We start from the raw sequence: 21,219 nt of genomic DNA on the forward strand, positions 1-21,219 counted from the left end.
CGTCGGCTACGACGAAGGCGGCCAGCTGACCGAGCGCGTGCGCCGGCGTCAGTACAGCGTGATCCTGCTCGATGAAATCGAGAAGGCGCACCAGGACGTCTACAACGTGCTGCTGCAGGTGTTCGACGATGGCCGGCTCACCGACGGCAAGGGCCGCGTGGTCGATTTCAGCAACACGATCCTGATCGCGACCAGCAACCTCGGCGCCGCGATCATCATGGACAACGTCACGCAGCCGGAAGCCGCGCGCAAGACCGACAAGGCGATCAAGGAAGAACTGATGCAGGTGCTCAAGGGACATTTCCGCCCCGAGTTCCTGAACCGGATCGACGAGATCGTGGTGTTCAATTCGCTGTCGCAGGAGAACATCCGCTCGATCGTGCAGATCCAGCTCGAGCGCGTGATACGCACTGCGGCCGCGCAGGACATCACGCTCAAGATCGGCGATTCGCTGCTCGCCCATCTGTCCGAGGTCGGCTATCAACCGGAGTTCGGCGCACGCGAGTTGAAGCGTCAGGTCCGCCAGACCATCGAAACGCGACTCGCGAAGGAGATTCTCGGCGACGCGCTGAAGTCGGGCGACACCGTCGAGATCGACTACGACAAGGAAACCGGCGACGTGAAGTTCAACAAGGTCGCGGCCCCTGCCGAAACGAAGAGCAGCAAGCGCGCCACCAAGGCAGCCGCCCCCGCGGAAAAAAGCGTCGAGTAATGGTGTGACCCGGTTCCTGGACGCTTGATGCGCTCAGGAATCCGGTGCCGGCCCTGGCGGCTCACTGGCAGCCGGGGCCGGCACCGAAGCTGAAATGCGGCGCAAACTGTGCGAGCCGCCATTCGCACGTCCGGCGGCGGCTCGAGGAGTCGCCCCATGTCTGACCGACGTGAAGTGCCAGGAATCAGCAAGTACGAAGGCCCCGCCGGCGGCTGGGGGGCGGTTCGTGCCACTGCCGCTGCGGTCCGGAGACAGATGGACGCCGCCGAGGCACCGATCATGTTGATGCGGACCAACCAGCCGGACGGGTTCGACTGCCCCGGCTGCGCGTGGCCCGACAAGGCGCATCGCTCCACTTTCCAGTTCTGCGAAAACGGCGCGAAGGCCGTCACGTGGGAAGCGACGACCAAGCGCGTCACGCCCGCGTTCTTCGCAAGCCACACCGTCTCATCCATGCTGCGCATGTCCGACTACGAGTTGGAGGACATGGGACGGCTCACGCACCCGCTCGTCTACGATCGCGACACCGACACGTTTCGCGCAGTCGCATGGGACGACGCGTTCGCCCGGATCGGCGACGTGCTGCGCGGCCTGTCGCCGGAACAGGTCGAGTTCTATACGTCCGGCCGCGCGTCGAACGAGGCCGCCTTCCTCTATCAGCTGTTCGCCCGCGAGTACGGTTCGAACAATTTCCCCGACTGCTCGAACATGTGCCACGAGCCGACCAGTGTCGGCCTGCCGCAGTCGATCGGCATCGGCAAGGGCACAGTGTCGCTGGACGACTTCGACGCGTGCGACCTGATCATCTCGATCGGCCACAATCCCGGCACCAACCACCCGCGCATGATGGGCACGCTGCATGAATGCGCACGGCGCGGCGTTCCGATCATCGTGTTCAATCCGCTGCGCGAGCGGGCGCTCGAACGCTTCGCCGATCCGCAGAACTGGCTCGAAATGTCCACGCGCGGATCGACACGCATCGCATCGACGTACTTTCAGGTCGACGCCGGCGGCGACGCAGCCGCGCTCAAGGGCATCATGAAGGCGCTGCTGGAAATGGACGCGCAACAGGGCAACGTGCTGGACCGCGCGTTCATCGCGGCGCATACCGAAGGCTTCGATGCGCTCGCCGCCGACTTGCACGCCACGCTTTGGGCCGATATCGAAAAGGCGAGCGGACTCAGCCTGACCCAGCTCGAGCAGGTCGCGAGCACCTATGCCAGATCGAATGCGACGATCGTCACGTACGGCATGGGTATCACCCAGCACAACAGAGGCACCGCGAACGTCCGCCTGATTGCCGACCTGCTGCTCCTGCGCGGCAATATCGGCAAGCCCGGCGCCGGCATCTGTCCGTTGCGCGGGCATTCCAACGTGCAGGGCAATCGCACGGTCGGCATCACGGAAAAGCCGTCCGCCGCATTTCTGAAGAAACTCGAGGCGGTGTTCGGGTTCGCGCCGCCACAGGCGCACGGCCACGATGCCGTCAGCGCTATGCAGGCCATGATCGACGGACGCGCCAGAGCGCTGATCTGCCTCGGCGGAAATTTCGCGGTGGCGTTGCCCGATCCCGCGCAGTCGTTTCCCGCGATGGGGCGGCTCGACCTGAGCGTCCACGTCGGCACCAAGCTCAATCGCTCGCATCTGTTGGTCGCGAAGGAAACCTACCTGCTGCCTTGTCTCGGCCGGACCGAGCTGGACGTGCAGGCGACCGGCCCGCAGTCGGTAACGGTCGAGGACTCGATGTCGATGGTGCACGCATCGGCCGGCAAGCTCCCGCCGGCGTCCGGCCAGCTGCGCGCCGAACCGGCGATCGTCGCCGGCATCGCGCAGGCGACACTCCCGAATAGCAAGGTGCCGTGGCGCGACCTGATTGCGGACTACGACAGAATTCGCGACCTGATCGAAAAGACGATTCCGGGATTCGACGCGTTCAACCGGCGCATCCGCACGCCGGGCGGTTTTCGTCTGCCGCTGCCGCCCACCGGGCGCATCTGGCCGACACCGACTGGCAAGGCGATGTTCTCGGTGTATACGGGCGTGAAGGAAGACGCCGACGTGCTCGGCGGCGAGCAGGTGCTGCGCCTGATCACGCTGCGCAGCCACGACCAGTACAACACGACGATCTACGCGATGGACGACCGGTATCGCGGCGTGTCCGGGCGGCGCGACGTGCTGTTCATGAACGCGGAAGATCTTGCCGCGCGAGGGCTGGAGCATGGCGACCTGGTCGACGTGGAAACCATGACCTCGTCGGGCAGAACGATGCGCCTGGAAAAGGTCACCGCCGTCGAATACGAGATCGCGCGGGGATCGGTCGGCGCATATTATCCGGAAGCCAACGTGCTGGTGCCGCTCGACTACATCGATCCGGAAAGCGGCACGCCCTCCTACAAGTCCGTGCCCGTTCGGGTGACGCGCGCCGGAGCAGCGTAACGGCCGGCGGACGATCGCCCCAATGAAAACGCCCCGAACTCGCGATGCGAATTCGGGGCGTTTTCTTCGTCATGCCCTGCCGCCGGGGCGGGCTGGCGACGGAGCCTTAAGCTCCGGGAACGAGGCGGCGCAGGCCGCCCGCGTCCGCTTTAATGGTAACCCTCACCTTCATGCACCTTGCCGCGGAACACGTGGTACTGCATCCCGTTGTAGACCAGCACGATCGGCAGAATGATCAGCGTGCCGATGAGCGCGAACAGCTGGCTCGAATGGCTCGACGATGCTTGCCAGATCGTCAGCGACGGCGGGATGATGTTCGGCCAGATGCTGATGACGAGACCGGTGAAGCCCAGGAAGACCAGGCCCAGGGTCAGGATGAACGGCATCGACTCATGCTTGCTGTTCACCGAGCGGAAGATACCGATCACGCATGCGAGCACCAGGACCGGCACCGGCAGGAAGTACACCAGGTTGCCGCTACCGAACCAGCGATTCGCCACTGCCGGCAGACCGACCACGGTCCACACGCTGACCACCGCAATCATGCCGAGCAGCACGATCGCCAGCGGCTTCATCAGTTCGCGCATCTTGCGCTGCAGGTCGCCCTCGGTCTTCAGGATCAGCCAGCCGCAACCCAGCGTTGCGTAGGTCACGAGCACGCCCAGACCGCAGAACAGGCTGAACGGCGACAACCAGTCGAACGCGCCGCCAGCGAAGTGGCCGTCGACGATCTTGATGCCTTGCAGCAGCGAACCGAGCGTGATGCCCTGGCAGAGTGCCGCCAGCGCGGAGCCGCCGATGAACGCCAGATCCCACAGATGCTGGGTGCGCTTGGCCTTGGCGCGCAGTTCGAATGCCGCGCCACGGAAGATCAGGCCGACGAGCATCAGAACCAGCGGCAGGTAGTTTGCCGGCAGCAGCGTCGAGTACACGACCGGGAACGCGCCGAACAGCCCTGCGCCACCGAGCACCAGGAACGTCTCGTTACCGTCCCACACCGGTGCGACGGAGTCGAGCATCACATCGCGCTCGCTCTTCGTATCGAAGAACGGAAACAGCAGGCCGATGCCGAGGTCGAAGCCGTCCAGCAGCACGTAGATGAAGACGCCAAGCGAGATGATGGCAGCCCAAACGACAGGAAGATCAATTTGCATGGTGTTTACTCCGCCTCTTTGATATCCAGCGGCGTGGACAGTGCGCTCTTGCGCAGGCCCGGGTGCTGGAGCGTTTCGGTAACTTCGGACGTCGGTGCCGGACCGTGATTCATCAGCTTCAGCATGTAGTACACGCCCACGCCGAACACGAGGAAGTACACCACCACGAAGATCAGCAGCGACACGCCGAGTTGCTGGGCGTCCAGCGGTGCGGCGGAGTTGACGGTGCGCAGCACGCCGTAGACCGTCCACGGCTGACGACCGACTTCGGTCGTGAACCAGCCTGCGAGCAGCGCCACGATGCCCGACGGCCCCATGCACAGCATCAGCCACTGGAACCAGCGCGCTTCATACAGACGGCCGCCCTTGCGCAGCGCGAGGCCGAGCAGCGCGCACAGCAGCATCAGCATGCCGAGGCCCGCCATGACGCGGAACGTCCAGAAGATGAGCGGCGAGAACGGGCGGTCTTCCGGCGCGAACTCCTTCAGGCCACGGATCTCGCCATCCCAGCTGTGCGTGAGAATCAGGCTGCCCAGGTGCGGCACCTTCACTGCGTAACGCGTCACTTCGTCCTTCATGTCGGGCAGGCCGATCAGGTTGAGCGACGTGCCGCCCTTCTCGGTTTCCCACAGACCTTCGATTGCCGCGATCTTCGCCGGCTGGTATTCACGCGTGTTCAGGCCGTGCGCGTCGCCAACGAAGATCTGGATCGGTGCCAGCAGCAGCAGCATCCAGAGCGCCATCGAGAAGCTGCGCTTGACCGGCTCGTCGCGGCGGCCGCGCAGCAGATGGAACGCACCGCATGCAGCGACGATGAAGCCAGCGACAATGAATGCCGCGATCGTCATGTGCATGAGACGGAACGGGAAGGACGGGTTGAAAATGATCTTCAACCAGTCGACCGGCACGACGACGCCGTTTTCAATGGCGAAACCTTGCGGCGTCTGCATGAAGCTGTTCGACGCGAGAATCCAGAACGTCGAGATCAGCGTGCCGACTGCAACCATCAGCGTCGAGAAGAAGTGGGCCCTCGGACTCACACGGTTCCAACCGAACAGCATGACGCCGAGGAAGCCCGCTTCCAGGAAGAACGCGGTCAACACTTCGTAGGTCAGCAATGGCCCGGTGATGTTGCCGGCAACGCGCGAGAACCCGGACCAGTTGGTACCGAATTCATACGCCATCACAACACCGGAAACCACGCCCATCCCGAAGCCGACGGCGAAGACCTTCGACCAGAACTGGTACATGGATTTGTAGGCGACGTTGCCGGTTGCTAGCCAACGCCACTCGAGGACGGCAAGGAAGCTTGCCATCCCGATACTTATCGCCGGAAAGACGATATGAATAGAAACCGTGAACGCAAACTGCAACCTGGCAAGATGGATTGCATCGAGGATTTCCATAACTATTCCGCTTGCTCTTGGTGGTGGGGGGGATCTGCATAAAGCCAGGGGTATTGCATGCAACGGCCTGGCAATGACGCACCGGATCGAGCGAAGTAACACAGGTGAATCTGGTGTACTGAGCTAGGCGGCACGACACACGCATTAAGCGTAGTCATCGTTGCGCGATTCGACAATAACGTAACACGATGTTGCACGCAATCAATAGCCGTCCCGCTTGAACTGTGCTCTGATCGCCCCCCGGCTAGGTGTGTATCTAAACAGCGCGCGACCAACAGCGACGATATGAACTGTGCTCTATTTGAGTATGGCGATGTGTACATATCGCGTTTCCCCTTACCCCTCTACGCTGCATTGAAGTGCTCGTTCGCGCCGGCGTCGGCACATGCGGCAAGACCGCTCCATCGCACCAACGGTCCGCGCGATCGATCGACTCGAGTCCGTCGAGAGGAACCCTCATGCTGCAATGCCCCACCGCTGCCGATCACACCGGCAGCGTCTCGCGTACAGTGACGCGCCGCCGTCACGCCGATACCTTCCGGACCGACGATCGCGTCGTCGAGGAACTGCCGGTCGCACTGGTCTTCAATGGCATCTCGCATGCCGTCATGATGGCGACGCCAATCGATCTCGATGTATTCGCACTGGGTTTTGCATTGAGCGAAGGGATCGTCGAGCGCGCGTCCGACGTGTTCGACATCGAGACGTTTTGCGCGGCCGACAGTGCACAGGTGCAGCTGACGGTCTCACAGCAGGCCTTCATGGAACTGAAAGGCAAGCGGCGCGCGCTCGCCGGGCGCTCGGGCTGCGGCGTATGCGGCATCGAGAGCATTGCGCTGCTCGATCTGAGTCCCGCGCGCATCGACCATGCGGGCGCCGCGTCCGACATCGGCGCCGACGCCGTCGAGCGCGCCGCGCGCGAGCTGCCCGCACGCCAGGTGCTGATGCGCGAAACCGGCGGCATCCATGCGGCCGCGTGGTGCAGCCGCGACGGCGAGGTCCTCGACGTGTTCGAGGATGTCGGTCGCCACAACGCGCTCGACAAGCTGATCGGTCAACTGGCCCGCCGGAAGGCCGACACGCGCTCGGGCTTCGTGTTCCTGTCCAGTCGTGCGAGCTACGAACTGGTACGCAAGGCCGCGCGCATGCACATCCCGATGATTGCGACGATTTCGGCGCCGACGTCGCTCGCGATCGATGTCGCGCGTCAGGCCGGCATCCGGCTGCTCGGCTTCTGTCGCGGCGAAGGCTATGTCGAGTATGTGTCGCCGAATGACGACGCACTGCCACAGAACACAGTAGAAACAACAGACACCGACATTCCCCGGTAACGCGACCATGCCTTCGATGATCGACTTCGACGACGCGCAGCACCGCTTCGCCCACACTTTCGCCGCACCGGACGCATCGATGCGCATCCCGCTGGCCCAGGCCGTGGGCCGCGTGCTGGCAGCGCCGGTCGCCGCCACGCTCGACCAGCCGCCCGCCGACCAGAGCGCGATGGACGGCTATGCCGTGCGTCATGCCGAGGTCGCGCCCGCTGCCACGCTCCGCATTCAGCAGCGATGCTACGCGGGCGACGTCCCGCTCGCCCTCGCGCCGGGCTGCGCGACGCGGATCTTCACCGGCAGCCTCATTCCCGAAGGCGCCGATACGGTGATCATCCAGGAGCACGCACGCGAGGCGGAGGGCAACGTCGCATTCGACGCGCCCGGCCGGCTCGGCACGCATATCCGCCGCCGCGGCGAGGATGCGCGCGCGGGGCAGACGCTGATTCCCGCCGGCGTGCGACTGCAGCCCGCACATGTCGGCCTGGTGGCCGCGCAGGGCATTCAGGCGGTCGACGTATTTCCGGTGCCCCGCGTCGGCATCCTGACGACCGGCGACGAACTCGTGCCGCCCGGGCAGCATCGTGAGCCGCAGCAGATCTACAACAGCAACGCGCCGATGCTGGCCGCGCTTGTCAGCGGCATGGGCGCCACCGTCGCGCACGTCGAACATGCCGGCGACAACCGCCGCGCGATCGAACATGCGCTGCGCGAATTGCGCAGCCGCTGCGACCTGATCATCAGCGTCGGCGGCGCATCGGTCGGCGAGAAGGATCTCGTCCGCCCGACGTTGACGTCGCTGGGCGCGTCGTTCGAGATCGCCGGCGTGAACATGAGACCCGGCAAACCGGTCGCGCTCGGGCAACTCGACGGCATGCCGGTCGTCTTGCTGCCGGGCAATCCGGGGGCGGCGCTGACAACGTTTACGCTTCTCGTCAGCCCGCTGATCCGCTGCCTGCAAGGACGCGCCGAGCGCTTGCCGGCCACGCCGTCGCTGCCGGTCGACCTCGACGCCGCACCGGATGACGCACGCGACCGGTTCCTGCGTGTACGTTGCGATGCAACAGCTCAGGGCCTCCCCCTTCTGGCCACGCTGTCGCATCAAGGCTCGGGCGCCATGCACGCACTCGTGCAGGCCAGCGGCTTCGTCCGCCTTGCGGCGGGCCGGCCTATCACACCCGGCAGCGCCGTGCCTTACTACGACCTTGCACACTGGCTCGCGTAATCGCGCGCGCCGATATCCGCGGCAGCCGGCCACCCCGGCAACGCCGCACCGGATCGCGCCCGGCACGCCGAATGCCGCACTTGAAGCACAGAACTGTACCCAGGCGGCCCGGCGCGGACTGTATATCCGATGCGCGCAAGCGTCGCAGTATCCTCATTACGGATCGTTTCGCAAGCCGTCCCGCGCGATCGCGCCGCCACCGTGAGCGGCGGATGTCCGACGGACCGATCCACTCCCCACCCGCAGACCACCAGACAAGATCGTGAACGCCATCGACCCAGCTTCCGCAGATGCAGCAGCCCGCCTACGCGGGCCGGTCGGTGCCGTCGCGAACATCGTCGACACCCTCGACCGTCCGCTGCTCGACCTGCGCCTGTCCGTCATCGACCGGTGCAACTTCCGCTGCACGTACTGCATGCCGCGCGAGGTCTTCGATACGGACTACGCATTCATGCCGTCGTCCGATCGCCTGTCGTTCGATCAGATGGTCAAGATCGCGAGCGCGTTCGCGTCGCTCGGCGTCGAGAAGATCCGCATCACCGGCGGTGAGCCGCTCTTGCGGCGCGGGCTCGAAACATTGATCGAACGGCTCGCGAAGCTGACCAGCGCGAACGGCAAGCCGCTGGAGATTGCGCTGACGACGAACGGTTCGCTGCTCGCTGCGAAAGCGCGCACGCTGCGCGACGCCGGCCTCGATCGCGTGACGGTCAGTCTCGATGCAGTCGACGATGCGTTGTTCCGGCGCATGAGCGACGTGGATGTGCCTGTGTCGCGCATTCTCGACGGGATCGAAGCCGCGCGCGCGGCCGGACTCTCGCCGGTCAAGGTCAACGCGGTCATCGAGCGCGGTGTGAACGACAGCCAGATCCTGCCGCTCGTCCGCCAGTTCAAGGGCACCGGCGTCGCGGTGCGTTTCATCGAATACATGGATGTCGGCGGCGCGAGCTTCTGGTCGAGCGCGAAGGTGCTCACGGCGCAGCAGACGCGCGACATCGTCGAATCCGTTTTTCCGCTCGTTCCCGCCGCCGAACAGAACCATGCAGGCACGGCGATCAACTATCGCCATGCGGATGGCACCGGCGAGATCGGATTCATCGCGAGCGTGTCGCATCCGTTTTGCGGATCGTGCTCCCGCGCGCGCGTGTCGGCCGACGGTCAGCTCTACACGTGCCTTTTCGCGACACAGGGCACGGACCTCAAGCCCTGGCTGGCCGAGGCCGCATCCGTCGAACAACTCGCCGACACGGTTCGCAGCCGCTGGATCCGCCGCGACGATCGCTACTCCGAGCTTCGCGCGACCAAGCGTACGCGCGCGTCCGGAAAGGCCTACCCCACGGTTCGCATGTCGCTGGTCGGCGGCTGACGCCCGCGCAGCTCATGCAAAGCGCACAGTCCAATGGAGAACGGCAATGACGTCACCTCTCGATCATCACGCCACACCGCCTGACGATGCCCGCCTCGCCGACGCGGAGTCGGGCGCGCCCGCCCATTCGCCGCCGGCCATTGCGGCAGGCTGCGAGGTGCGCGTCCAGCGCCAGCCGATCGATGTCGAATCGGAAATTACGCCGATCATGCGTAATCCCAAGGTGGGGGCGGTCGTGAACTTTCTCGGCATCGTGCGAAACTGCGGCGACGTCGACGATGTCACCGCGCTCGAGATCGAGCATTATCCGGGGATGACCGAGCAGTCGCTCTGGAGCATCGTCGAGGAAGCGACCGCACGATGGCAGGTCGACGCAGTCAAGATCGTGCACCGCGTCGGCCGCATTACGCTCGGCCACCCGGTGGTGCTCGTCGTGGTGGCCTCGTCGCATCGCGGGGCGGCGTTCGACGCCTGCGAATTCCTGATGGATTTTCTCAAGACCCACGCGCCGTTCTGGAAGAAGGAGATCCGGCGTGACGGTGCGTCCGAATGGGTCGAAGCCAAGACGCGCGATGAACAGGCGATGACGCGGTGGGGCTGACGTGCCGGCCGCCCGCATCGACACCGGCAACGGATAGACACTCATGAAACTGACCATCAAGTATTTCGCGAGCATTCGCGAACAGCTCGGCATCGATCACGAGATCGTGGAAATCGACGAGCCCGCGTTGACCATGGACGCGCTGCGCGCCAGGCTGGCATCGCGCGACGAGCGCAATGGCGAAGCGTTGCACGCGAGCCGGCCGATCCGGATGGCCGTCAACTTCGAGATGGTCGACGAAATGTTCGTCGTGCGCGAAGACAGCGAGGTTGCCTTTTTCCCGCCCGTCACGGGCGGCTGACGAGCGTCGCCGGATGCGCGCGCGATGCGCGAATCGCATCACGACGGCAAGTACGCCGGCGTCAACCGCCGGCACACGCGACACAGCGGCCGACGCCACGCCGCGCCGCGTCGTCGCTTACCCGGACACCGGGCATCCGCCCGGACCGCGCCCCCTCAGCGCGCGCAAGACGCGGCGATCTTGCCGACGGTGATCACCGCCTGCTCGACTTCGCTCGACCACGGGCTGCTGTAGTTGAGCCGGATGAAATTCCTGAAGTTGTCCGAGATCGAGAACATATAACCCGGCCCGATGGTGATGCCCTGCTCGAGCGCGAGCTGATACAGCCGCATCGCGTCGATCTTCTGCGGCAGTTCGATCCACAGCACGTAACCGCCGGCCGGGCTGGACATCCGCGTCCCCTCGGGAAAGAACCGCGACACCATCGCCCGCATCAGGTTCGCCTGCTGCGCATAGGCCTTGCGGATCCGCCGCAGGTGATGCTCGTAGCCGTCACGTTCGAGGAATTCCGCGATCGCGAGTTGCGAGATGGAAGGCGTCGACAACGTATTCAGGAACTTGAGCTTCTCGACCTGATCGCGATAGCGGCCCGGCAGTGCCCAGCCGACCCGGTAGGCGGCCGTCAGGCTCTTCGAGAACGACGAGCAGTGCAGCACCAGCCCCTTCTTGTCATAGGACTTTAGCGTGCTCGGGTGGGTGTTGCCGAAATACAGCTCGTTATAGACGCCGTTCTCGATGATCGGCAGGTCGGCCTTCGTCGCGAAATCGACCAGCTCGCGCTTGCGCTCTTCCGGCATCTGGAAGCCGAGCGGATTCTGAAAGTTCGGCATGACCATGCACGCCGCCACCGGCTGCGATTTCACGATCGCCGCGAGCGCCGCGATATCGATGCCGTATTCCGGATGCGTCGACACCTCGATCGCCTTCATGCCCATGCGTTCGATCGCATGCAGCATCGCGTAGAACGTCGGCGACTCGACGGCGATCACGTCGCCCGGCTTCGCCACCGCCTGCAGACAAAGATTGATGGCCTCCGTCGCGCCGATCGTGATGATGATCTCGTTCGGATCGACCGACATGCCGTTCTCGAGATAGCGGCGCGCGATCTGGCGCACGAGTCTCGGATTGCCGGGCGGGAGCGCTTCCGTCACGCCCCACAGCGCCCGGTCGCGGCCGGCCGCATACGCGTAGCGATTCAGCTTTTCGAAAGGGAACAGGCTCGCGTCCGGATAGGGCGAGCCGAGCGGCACGGCATCGTCGGTGCCGATCGAGCGCAGTGTCGACAGCACCAGCCGGCTGACATCCACCGACGCCGACATGGCGATCGGCTTCGACGCCTGAAGTTCGGGCAACTGCCGTTTGGCGTCGTTGCGGCGCAGGCTGACGAAATAACCCGACTGCGGCCGGCTCTCCAGCAGGCCGCGGCTTTCGAGCAGCAGATACGCGTGGAGCACGGTGGTGATGCTGATCCGGTGCTGCTGGCTGGCCTGCCGCACCGACGGGATGCGGTCGCCGTGCCGGTACACGCCCTGACGGATCAGCCGTTCGATGTCGTCCGCAAGCTTTTCGTAGAGTTTCATCGCGCGCGCTCCCTCGGTGCATCGCCGGCCGGCAACGCGCAACTGCCGCTGCCGAACTCACTCAGTTGGTTTTGTTTGAACGACACTCGGCGGACGCTGGCGGCGCCCCATTCCTTGATCGGATCGGGCGCGATGGTTTCGAGGATCTGCCGGCCCGCAGCCGGACGCCGACACATGCCGACGCTCCCCTTCGCTCTCACCATGCCCATCACCTGCGCTCCAGTTGAATATGCGTCGCAAGCCTCCGCCGCCGGGAACCGGCCCATGCTGCGTGGGGCTTGTCGCGCGGCGTACCGCACGTGTGCGTTTGGTCGAGCGAGTATAAAAGTGACCCGCAGTTCGCTGAGCGCACACATTCAGACGGAATAATAGAGCACAGTTTACTTACGTTTTCATTATTTTGACAACTGTAGTTGGGACGCGTACTACGCGTTTGCGTGGAAAGCGCATCCTGAAGGCGAGCGGAACCGGTACCTGCGACCGTCATTGTCCGGCGCCCGCGAGCCGCTGCCGGCTCCGTGGAAAGGTGAAATTGTGACGCGATGCGAGTTGCATTGTCGGTCGGACGGATGCTGTCCGAGTCTCCGGAAAGTGGAACGATTGTCACCTCGTGCGCAAGTATCGCAATAATAAAGGGACACGTCACGATCCGAAGTATTACAAGGTGTACAGGACAAGCACAGTCCAGCTCGATCCGCCCCGAACGGACGGGTGCGCGTACTCCGCCGACAGGTGGCGGCCACGACTCCGACGCTGCGTCGGCGGTCAGCCGGGGCGCGCGAGCGCTGAGGGCCGGGCGCGTGCCCGTACCCGCATGACGGGCCGGAACCGGCTCCGCCGTCGTCAGGCATCCAGCCCCTTCTGCACATACCAGGACAGCGGCAACGTCAACAGGAGAATCGCCGCCAGCGCGGTCAATGCCACCGGGACGCCCGCGACGTCGCCGAGACGACCGAACACGACGGGAGACAGCGCACCGCTGCCGATCGTGCAGGTATAGAACAGCGCGAATGCCTGCTCGCGCTTGCCCACGCCCGCCAGTTCCGGGACGACGCCGTACAGCACCGACGACGTTCCGTTCAGCGCGAGCCCGAGCAACGGCAGCATCGCCATCATCGCGACCAGCGGCGAAAACACCGCCAGCAGGATCAGCAACGATGTCGCGGACTCGGTCAGCCACACGGTCTTCATCATGCCGATGCGCGCCCCCAGATAACCGCAGAACAGCTTGCCGAACGCGCCGCCGATGAACAGCAACGTCAGGGCCAGACCGATGCCCGCCGTGCCCGCGCCTTTGCTCTTCAGCAGAAACGGCAGGAAAGTGAGAAACCCCATCCGCACCGCGCTGTCCAGCGTGCCGGTCGCGAGCAGCGCCCGCAGCCCGCTTGCCGAGCCCGGCCCGGCCACGGCGCTTCGCGCTTTGTCATGCTGCGGACGCGCGGCCGTTTGCGCCGGGATCAGCCACCACAGCAGGACGGCGGCAGCGAGGCCGAGCAACCCGATCAGCGTGGCGCTGGTGCGCCAGCTCACGACGGTCAGCAGCAAGCCGACCAGGCCAGGGATCAGCGTCTTGCCGATATCGCCCGCGAAGTTGTACTGCGACAGCGCCTCCTTGACGCCGCCACCTCCTTCGTAGGCGTCGGTGACCATGGACGAAGCCAGCGGATGTTGCGTGCTCGCCCCGAGTCCGCCGAGCATCAATGCACACAGCAAGACCGCGAGACCGCCGGCATGCCCGGCGATCAGGTACGCGACGCCGGCAAGCGCCGTCCCGCCGAGCAGCATGCGTTCGCGCCCCCAGCGCTTCGCGGCACGGCTCGCCAGCAGCTGGAAGCCGGCCATGATTCCTGAATAGGAACCGCGCAGCAAACCGACCTGCACATAGTTGATTCCGAACTGGGCCTGCCAGATCGGCAGCAAGACGTAGACGACGTCGGTCAGGCCATCGTGTACCGCGTGGGCGCCGCAGGCCGCGACCAATGACCGGCGACGCACGGCGGCGTCGTTGGAACGTGTGGTCTGGCGGGGAACTTCGGCTTTCAGGTCGCTCATCTTGTCGTCGCGGTGGCGCGGGAGATTCGAAGCATTTTCCCAGTTTTCAACCCGACCGGTATTTCCGGCGCGGGTCGCGAGCGGTGTCCCCGCTGGAGCGGCTGCGCCGGCATTCGGCGTGATGCGCACCCGTCTCGCATGGATCCGCGGCGCCGATCGGGACAGTGCTCCACCGATGCCGCCGGACCGCAGCACGATGCCCGGTGTACGGACAAGCGCCTTGTCCGCGATAAAACGAAGACCGGCTGCTACCGGACGATCGTGCCGACCATCGCGGCCACGCGATCCATTTCCTTCTGCGATCCGCCCCAAGACATCACAATTGCGCCGTGAGTTGAAACCCGAACGTCATCCGTACCGCGGGGAACTCGGACGGCTTATAGACGGGCGCACCAGTAAACAGGTCGTAGCCGTAGCTGCCAAAGCGCGTCGCGACGCTGCCCTTGACGCCGATCACGGCGCCCGCCAGTTGCGTGTCGGCGAGAGCGACTGGCTGCGGGCCCCACACGCGACCGTAGTCGATACCGGCGTACACCGCCTGCCCGGTTCGACCAATCGGTGCCTGCAGTTCGTTGCGCCAGTAGAAGCCACGGGAGGCGGCCAGCATTGTCTCCCCGTCGAATCCGCGTACGGTGTAACGGCTGCCGATTGTCAAGTCATCGATGTAGTACAGCGTATTGCCCGTGTATTGGCCGTGGAATGTCGTCACGTAGCGGAACGGCTGCCGCGCGATCGCGAACGGCACCGACAGGTTCGCGTCGAGCACGGCCATCTTGTAACGATAGGTCGGGCCGCCGTCGACTGCCAGCATGTCGTCCTGCGCGCCGAATGCGCCGATGCCCTGCCGGTACGCGAGCGTGCCGTCGAACTGAGCATTGCCGAAATAGTGGCGATCGGTCAGGCCGAACTCGACGAACGTGTTGTTGCGGCGCTGCTGTGGGATCTCGGTGTCTTCGATAAAACTTTGTCCAAAACGGCGCGACAGGCGAACGTACGCGCCGAACACATCGTTCTGACTACGCGACAGCACGCGGTTCAGCTTGAGGTCGACCGTCTTCGAATTGCCGCTCGCGACGAATGTCTGATTCACGCCAGCAATCTGCTGGTAGTACGTGTTCGTGTAAGCGGACAGCGTGGCCGTCCAGTAGCCCCACGGGATCGAGTAGAAGCCGTTCCAGCCGTGCGAGCCGAGGCGCTTGTCACCAAATTCCAGATCCTGGCTCACGCCGACGTTGAAAATGTCGTTCAGGCCGAGCGGATTGTCGATGCCGAGCGACAGATTGCCTTGCAGCTTGCCAGTCGCACGCGTACCGGAGTTGTCGATCGACGCGACGACAGTCCACGGTTTGCCTCGCTTCACGTCGAGCACGACGTCGCTTTCGCCGGGCAGCTCGCCCGGAACGAGTTGCATCGACACGTCCTGGCTCGACACGCGCTTCATCTGCTCCAGACCTTGCTCAAGGTCGCGCAGGTTCAGCAGTTCGCCGTCGCCGTTCGGGAAGGCGGTCTTCCAGGTGCCGCGGAGCTTTTCGTCGGCGAAGCGCACATGGCGGATGACACCGGGGATCAGCGAGAGCTTCAGCGTGCCGGTCGACAGATCTTGTTCGGGCAACAGCACGCGCGTCGTGACATACCCGTGCGCCAGAATCGCCTGCGACAGGCCCTTGACGAGCACGTCGAGGCCTTGTTTGCCGACGCACTGGCCGGCGTAGTGCTCGAGCCATTCGCGCGCGAAGGCGAATCGATCCATCGGCAACGCCGACGCGCCTTGCGATTTGACGGAAGCGGGCAGCGCGTCGGGTACGTCGAGTGCGAAACGCTCGATCCGAAAGCAGGGCATCTCCGACGGCAGCGCGGGATACCCTGCGCTCGCCGTTACGCTCGAACGCACCCCGGGCGCTGTGACGGTCCGTTCGCGCTCGCGCGCTTCTTCCTGCTGTCGGATTTGCTGGTCGTTGCCCGAAATGATCGGGCGAGGAGCTTCTTGCGCCGACACGGCCATTGGAATCAGCCATGCGGCCGACAGCAGCACGACCGGGATACGGATTGTCATAAATGTGGTGTTGTTAGCTCGACTTTATGGTTTGGGTGCTAAATGTCCCGGAATCCAAACCCATTCGGTACCGCTCCATTTCCAGAAGCCCATGACCCAGATCGTGCTCGACCACGACGGCAACACGGGCTCCATTTCCGGTTTCGGCGGAGGACGCGGAGGTGCATCAGGTGGCACGGTCTCGCATGCCGCGAGAAGCGTCGACATGACAAACGCTAGGGCCATGGGCCATTTGGATTTCTTCATCGTTGCCTCAAAGCGAGTGCGATGTGCGCCGATCACGTCTTAAACCACCGGGAAACGCGGCCAATCAGTCCCTGCGAAGGCGGCACCCACCCCGGCTTCAGAAAGTCGTAGACGTCATCGTAGTGATCGAGGGGCTTCACCGGCATCAGCTCCATTGGTATCAGCGGATGATCGATTTCGACAAAAACACCTCGGCGCCAGCACAGTTTCGCCTCCAGTACGGCCAAGAATGAAAAATAATCCTCTGTATACACGTGCTCCGACTTGCGTGAAGCGTCAGTGCGAATGATTTGCTCAAGCCCTTCTTTATCGCCACGAATCAACGTCGAGAAAAAATCCTCACCACGCTCGCATTCAGTTCTCAGCGGCTTCCGACCGTTCTTCGCCATTCGGCGAATCTTGTCAGCTAGAGAAACATCGTCGCCCATCATAGCCAACTGAAGCATGTGAACATAGAACTGGTTATTTAATGGATCTTCTCTTGCACTCACGAACCCCTGAGGTGAGGCGACCGAGAACGCCTGGACCATCGCATTGGAGTCGGACATCATCGAGTGCAATAAGTAATCTGGTGTTTGCAGCTCGAAGCGATCCTCGCTTATGGCGAGGGAAGTCAACTTGAGAACACACGAGACGTATAAATTATTTTTGAGCGATGATATATCGCCATTGACAAAATAATCATAAAGTCCGACCACGGAGTGATCTCTCGAAAGTCCATCATAACAGCGCTTCAAATCAATAGGCTTGATCCGATTGCGGATCTTTCCTGAAATCTCCGGAATATGCCGCATGGCCGCATCAAATCCAAAAGATTTCCGCTTAATCGCCTCTGCATCCATTTCGACACCTTATTTTATCTTCACAAGTGTTGCACCATTAGAATTAACACCCGTAACGACCTTTACAAGTTTGCCACTATCAATTGCCTTCTGGATCACGTCGGCAGTTGCCCTTTGATTTGCATCTCCACTTCGAAGACGGGCAACTGCGCTATCAATCCATCCATCAGTCATTTGCGTTGGCAAGCTACCGGATGGGCCATTAAGCTGGACCGATCCGTTCGCGTTCAATGGCTTGACTTCGTTGACATATACCGTGTCACCCTTGATGTAGACGCCGTCAAAGCAATTGACGCCACACTTACCATCCAGTGGAGTAAAGCCGTTGCGCACGAAGTAGTTGTTCGCCACATATTCACGGGCCTGCCCGCGTTGACGCTCAGGTTGTTGACTGATTGCAGGTTCGCGTTGTTCGTGAAAGTGCCGGGCAGCGTGAAGGCAAAATCGTGACCGACGTTGAACTGGGTGTCGACCGCTGCCGTGTAGTCGCCCTGCAGATTCACGTTCGCGTCGTGCGTTGCGCTGTAGGTGCCGCCACCCTGCAGCGTGGCCGCCGTGACCGACAGGTCGTGCGTCGAGCTGATCTGACCGTTCGTGTTGGTGATCGCACCGGTCGTCGTAACTTCCACGTCGCCGTTCGAATTCGTGACATTGCCGATCGTGCCGCCGCTGTTGTCCAAGGTGTTGCCTTGAACATGCAGCGATGCGCCGCTGAGCTGACCGCTCTGTGTGTTGCTGATCGACGTCGCGCTGACCGTCACCTCGCCGTTGCCGGTGATCGCGCCCATGAACCTGTCTGCACATCCCGACGCACCCGCCGTTGTCGATTCCCTTTTTCCCCAGACACGGCAAGGCTTCGCACCCCGCCCTCCCCAGATATTCAGTTCTCTAATCATTTTTTGCGCCCAGATGCGACTTTCGCCTTCAAGACGCCAGTTTGCCAGATGCGCCATGCCCCCTATCTCGATTCCCTTCGGCCCACCGGGTTTGACGGCGGCCGAAGGCCGACGGCAAACCCGGCGGAACGCATCCGCGACAACGAACAATCCGCCGCCAAACGACGGCCTCGCCGTCGTCCTCGTTCCAAGCGTTCATAAACATCGAGCTCGGCAACAGCCGGGCTCGGTGTTCAGCTAAAGAAGAACTTCTTTATCGCCAATCCACCCAATATTGCAAAGACAATAGAAACGCAAATCCAATAGACGACCTTGTGCCGCAGCGTAAATTTTTTATATTCTTCCTCAGTCGGTCCGCGTACCATCTCACACCTCACTGCTTACCACTACCATTGATTACCACCCCACCGCGACTCCAAGGTGTCACGCCAAAGCCAAATCCCCCCGGACTCCCAATACCAACCTCGATCGCCGTAGCACCGCCATAACGGCGTAGTGCTCGAGCCATTCGCGCGCGAAGGCGAAACGATCCATCGGCAACGCCGAGGCGCCTTGCGATTTCAGGGCCGTGGATAGCGCATCGGGTACATCGAGCGCGAAACGCTCGATCCGAAAGCAGGGCGTTTCCGACGGTAGCGTGGGAAACCCAACGCTCGCCACCACGTCCGATCGCACCCCGGGCGCGGAGACCGCCCGTTCACGCTCACGCGCCTCTTCCTGCTGTCGGGATTGCTGATCGTTGCCCGGAATGATCGTATGTTGCGGGATTTCCTGTGCAGCTACGCCTACTGTCACGGACAGCAGCGAGGCCGCAATGCAACTACCCAGTCGGACGATGCTCATGGATGTTGTTCTTATCAATCGGGTTCGTCGATTTATGGAATGCATCGATCCAACGCGACTCGCAGAGCAGCGCCGATTTCTACTTCTGGCGAATCGAATGGAAGGATGACTTTGGCGTCGTCGCCCAACCCTTCCCACGCTTCGAGCTTGTCATGACGGTTTGGATCAAGCGTTAAAACACCGTCAACGACTTTTGCGTGACACAAGATCATTTTCTTGAACAGGGCTTGCTTGATTTTGTACCCAAACCGTGTAAGAAGGCCATCGACCCACTTCTTATAGTTCTCTCCAACCAGCCGAAAGTCGAAGAAAAGCAGATTTTCCGCACGTTGCTGTGGGGTAATGAAACGACTTTTCAACAACGCATCGTTGAGACAACGACCGAGTGTTTCGTCATCAGCATCAGTGTCGAGAAAATATGCACCGCCATCCGGATCTGCGATTGAAACGCTACATCCAGACTGCGTTCCAATGAAAATTAAATCCTGATTGCGATAGATTCCTGCGCCACTCCATGGCTGGACATCGCTCAATTTACTGCCCCCTTTACCGTTGTCACAACAACCTTAACATCTCGGCTCTCACCGTATTGAATGGCTCGTCTGAGTTGCTCCCATTGCCACTAACTTTACAGTGGGATACTTCGGAGGGGAAAGGTCAGTACTCTTCAACGCCCTGGTCTGTCGTCATACCCGAAAGATGTCGCGCCCCCCGGGAGGACGGTGGTCGACGCCCCAATCTCGCCAACCTAGCCCAGGAGGAATCGTTACATTTTTTGCAGCGCAAGCTGATCGTTCTCGCCTATGAATCATTCCTTTCGTTGATAGACACGTAGCTCTAACGAACTATCACGAAACGGCTGCGGTACATCGATCCGAATGCATTGCATATCGACCAATCCATGCTCAAAGTGCGATGCCAATTCAGATCCAACCTCATTCATCGCATCCTGATCGCTGTCGGCTATCGGCCCATCAAACACTACTTGGACCGTTATATCTTCACCTTCAACGGCACAGCTTACAGCTCGGATATTTGCGCTGACGTATCCGAGTAGAACTGATTGCATCGCCAGCAACAGGCGAATTCGAAACTCGTTAGTCATTAGGGCCTCCCAGGAACAATATGAACCCCGTCCTTACTGTAGTGAATAATACCGTTCGTTGTTGGCATCTTTTCGCCTGTTACCGGGTCAACGTAGTTTCCAATAACTTTCCCGAAGTTCACGCGTTCTCGATAGCCCGGCTGGCCAGGCGCGACATTGTTCGCGGGCTGTCCAGTTCCCGCATAGTCGTCCACAAGCTTTTGAGGATCAGGGTATGACAACTCGCTTCGGCCGGGAATGAAGTTATTGTGATCCGGCTGATGCTTGCCCTGCTTGCCAGCGTCAATTACTGGCGTATCTCCACCCTTGACCGCCGTCGTGATGTAGTCTACCAACCCCTTCGCCTGATCCGGAATGATCGCCGTGATCCAGTCGCCGACCGTCTTTACGTCCGGCATCGGATAGATCAACGAACCGGTCGGCTTGATCGTCGGATCAAATGCCGTGGCCGGATCAGCGATCACGCCGTCGCCCTTACCAGACGTCTCGCCCTTGTACCCCGGTAGCTTGAATCCAGCGAGCCAGCCTGGAGCAGGCGCCATCGGTGAAATCTGATTGTTCTCCATCTCGATTTTGCCAGCACCGGTCGCCGTGGCCACATTCTGGCCCGACACGGCCGCGACGCCGGCAACCAAGCTAGTCACCAAATTGTCACGCGCCTCTCGCTCCGACGCGGACAAGTTCGTCGACGGCGCGAGCAGACTACCGAGCACGGAGCTGGTCGCCGCGCCCATTGCGCCCGCGCCGCAGCTCTGGCTGCCGGCGGCCGCGCCGGCACACCCGACAATCGCATGAAGTGCTGCACGCGCTTCTTCGCTGCCGAGGTTGTCGGCAATCTGCTTTACCTGGTTCGCACCGAGCTCTTGCAAATAGGCCACCGTGGCGTTCTGCGCGAACTGGCCCAGGCCACCTGTCACATTGCCGCCTGCGGCCACCGACAGGGCCGTGAGCACTTGTCGATACGTGCCGCTCGGCCCCCAATTGGCGTTCAGTTCGTCGGCGCGCTGCTGGGCGACCGTCTGCACCGCGCCGAGATCCCAGTTGCCGCCGACGTTCATCCCGAGATTGCCGCCGAC

At 62.4% G+C, this 21,219-nt stretch carries 19 protein-coding genes and 2 pseudogenes; 7 read left to right on the plus strand and 14 right to left on the minus strand.

Annotation, left to right across the window (positions count from 1 at the left end):
- Both KH616_RS08035 and KH616_RS08040 read left to right on the plus strand, forming a co-directional pair.
- Window positions 1-712 (plus strand): AAA family ATPase (locus tag KH616_RS08035; RefSeq protein WP_292240986.1); only part of this gene is annotated, 712 nt, incomplete at its 5' end.
- 156 nt (window positions 713-868) lie between these two features.
- Window positions 869-3,148, plus strand: a complete 2,280-nt coding sequence (locus tag KH616_RS08040) for an FdhF/YdeP family oxidoreductase (RefSeq protein WP_292240988.1) — start codon at window positions 869-871, stop codon at window positions 3,146-3,148.
- A gap of 149 nt (window positions 3,149-3,297) precedes the next feature.
- On the opposite strand, the gene cydB is transcribed toward KH616_RS08040, so the two are convergent.
- The gene (cydB, locus tag KH616_RS08045; RefSeq protein ID WP_292240990.1) at window positions 3,298-4,302 is read right to left on the minus strand and encodes a cytochrome d ubiquinol oxidase subunit II; all 1,005 of its coding nucleotides are present in this window, start codon (window positions 4,300-4,302) and stop codon (window positions 3,298-3,300) included.
- 5 nt (window positions 4,303-4,307) lie between these two features.
- Complete coding sequence (locus KH616_RS08050) at window positions 4,308-5,708, minus strand: cytochrome ubiquinol oxidase subunit I (protein WP_292240992.1); 1,401 nt, start codon at window positions 5,706-5,708, stop codon at window positions 4,308-4,310.
- 458 nt (window positions 5,709-6,166) lie between these two features.
- On the opposite strand from KH616_RS08050, the gene fdhD reads away from it, so the two are divergent.
- From fdhD to moaD, 5 genes are all read left to right on the plus strand, one after another.
- Complete coding sequence (gene fdhD / locus KH616_RS08055; protein ID WP_292240994.1) at window positions 6,167-7,039, plus strand: formate dehydrogenase accessory sulfurtransferase FdhD; 873 nt, start codon at window positions 6,167-6,169, stop codon at window positions 7,037-7,039.
- A gap of 7 nt (window positions 7,040-7,046) precedes the next feature.
- Window positions 7,047-8,261: a gephyrin-like molybdotransferase Glp gene (gene glp / locus KH616_RS08060; protein WP_292240996.1), complete on the plus strand. Its 1,215-nt coding sequence runs from the start codon at window positions 7,047-7,049 to the stop codon at window positions 8,259-8,261.
- 262 nt (window positions 8,262-8,523) lie between these two features.
- Window positions 8,524-9,624: a GTP 3',8-cyclase MoaA gene (gene moaA, locus KH616_RS08065; RefSeq protein WP_292240998.1), complete on the plus strand. Its 1,101-nt coding sequence runs from the start codon at window positions 8,524-8,526 to the stop codon at window positions 9,622-9,624.
- Window positions 9,625-9,670: 46 nt separating this feature from the next.
- Window positions 9,671-10,225, plus strand: coding sequence for a molybdenum cofactor biosynthesis protein MoaE (locus tag KH616_RS08070; RefSeq protein ID WP_292241000.1), 555 nt, complete (start codon window positions 9,671-9,673; stop codon window positions 10,223-10,225).
- A gap of 43 nt (window positions 10,226-10,268) precedes the next feature.
- Window positions 10,269-10,526 (plus strand): molybdopterin converting factor subunit 1, encoded by a 258-nt coding sequence (moaD, locus tag KH616_RS08075; protein ID WP_292241002.1) that lies wholly within the window; start codon window positions 10,269-10,271, stop codon window positions 10,524-10,526.
- Between the two features lie 155 nt (window positions 10,527-10,681).
- Here moaD and KH616_RS08080 read toward each other — a convergent pair whose 3' ends face one another.
- From KH616_RS08080 to KH616_RS08130, 12 genes and pseudogenes are all read right to left on the minus strand, one after another.
- Window positions 10,682-12,106, minus strand: coding sequence for a PLP-dependent aminotransferase family protein (locus KH616_RS08080; protein WP_292241004.1), 1,425 nt, complete (start codon window positions 12,104-12,106; stop codon window positions 10,682-10,684).
- Complete coding sequence (locus tag KH616_RS08085; RefSeq protein ID WP_292241005.1) at window positions 12,103-12,318, minus strand: hypothetical protein; 216 nt, start codon at window positions 12,316-12,318, stop codon at window positions 12,103-12,105. The genes KH616_RS08080 and KH616_RS08085 overlap by 4 nt, the downstream gene beginning before the upstream one ends.
- A gap of 631 nt (window positions 12,319-12,949) precedes the next feature.
- Complete coding sequence (locus KH616_RS08090; RefSeq protein WP_292241007.1) at window positions 12,950-14,158, minus strand: MFS transporter; 1,209 nt, start codon at window positions 14,156-14,158, stop codon at window positions 12,950-12,952.
- Window positions 14,159-14,474: 316 nt separating this feature from the next.
- Entirely contained in the window at window positions 14,475-16,211 is a 1,737-nt protein-coding gene (locus KH616_RS08095) for a ShlB/FhaC/HecB family hemolysin secretion/activation protein (RefSeq protein WP_292241008.1), read from the minus strand.
- Window positions 16,212-16,235: 24 nt separating this feature from the next.
- Window positions 16,236-16,457, minus strand: a complete 222-nt coding sequence (gene bcpO / locus KH616_RS08100) for a CDI system lipoprotein BcpO (protein ID WP_080324020.1) — start codon at window positions 16,455-16,457, stop codon at window positions 16,236-16,238.
- A gap of 32 nt (window positions 16,458-16,489) precedes the next feature.
- Window positions 16,490-17,299 (minus strand): immunity 49 family protein, encoded by an 810-nt coding sequence (locus tag KH616_RS08105; RefSeq protein WP_292241010.1) that lies wholly within the window; start codon window positions 17,297-17,299, stop codon window positions 16,490-16,492.
- Window positions 17,300-17,649: 350 nt separating this feature from the next.
- A pseudogene (locus KH616_RS08110) lies at window positions 17,650-18,087 on the minus strand (hypothetical protein); the annotation flags it as partial.
- A 481-nt stretch (window positions 18,088-18,568) separates the two neighbouring features.
- Window positions 18,569-18,664: a hypothetical protein gene (locus tag KH616_RS25405; protein ID WP_366834261.1), complete on the minus strand. Its 96-nt coding sequence runs from the start codon at window positions 18,662-18,664 to the stop codon at window positions 18,569-18,571.
- Window positions 18,637-19,038 (minus strand): annotated as a pseudogene (locus KH616_RS08115) (ShlB/FhaC/HecB family hemolysin secretion/activation protein); the annotation flags it as partial. The pseudogene KH616_RS08115 and the gene KH616_RS25405, both read right to left, overlap by 28 nt.
- Window positions 19,039-19,070: 32 nt before the next feature.
- On the minus strand, window positions 19,071-19,571 hold the full coding sequence (locus tag KH616_RS08120) for a contact-dependent growth inhibition system immunity protein (RefSeq protein ID WP_292241012.1): 501 nt from the start codon (window positions 19,569-19,571) through the stop codon (window positions 19,071-19,073).
- A 275-nt stretch (window positions 19,572-19,846) separates the two neighbouring features.
- Window positions 19,847-20,143 (minus strand): hypothetical protein, encoded by a 297-nt coding sequence (locus tag KH616_RS08125; protein WP_292241014.1) that lies wholly within the window; start codon window positions 20,141-20,143, stop codon window positions 19,847-19,849.
- A partial coding sequence (locus KH616_RS08130) for a polymorphic toxin type 50 domain-containing protein (protein WP_292241016.1) occupies window positions 20,143-21,219 on the minus strand: 1,077 nt, incomplete at its 5' end. The genes KH616_RS08130 and KH616_RS08125, both read right to left, overlap by 1 nt.

This window comes from Burkholderia sp., assembly GCF_018375725.1.
Taxonomy (GTDB): domain Bacteria; phylum Pseudomonadota; class Gammaproteobacteria; order Burkholderiales; family Burkholderiaceae; genus Burkholderia.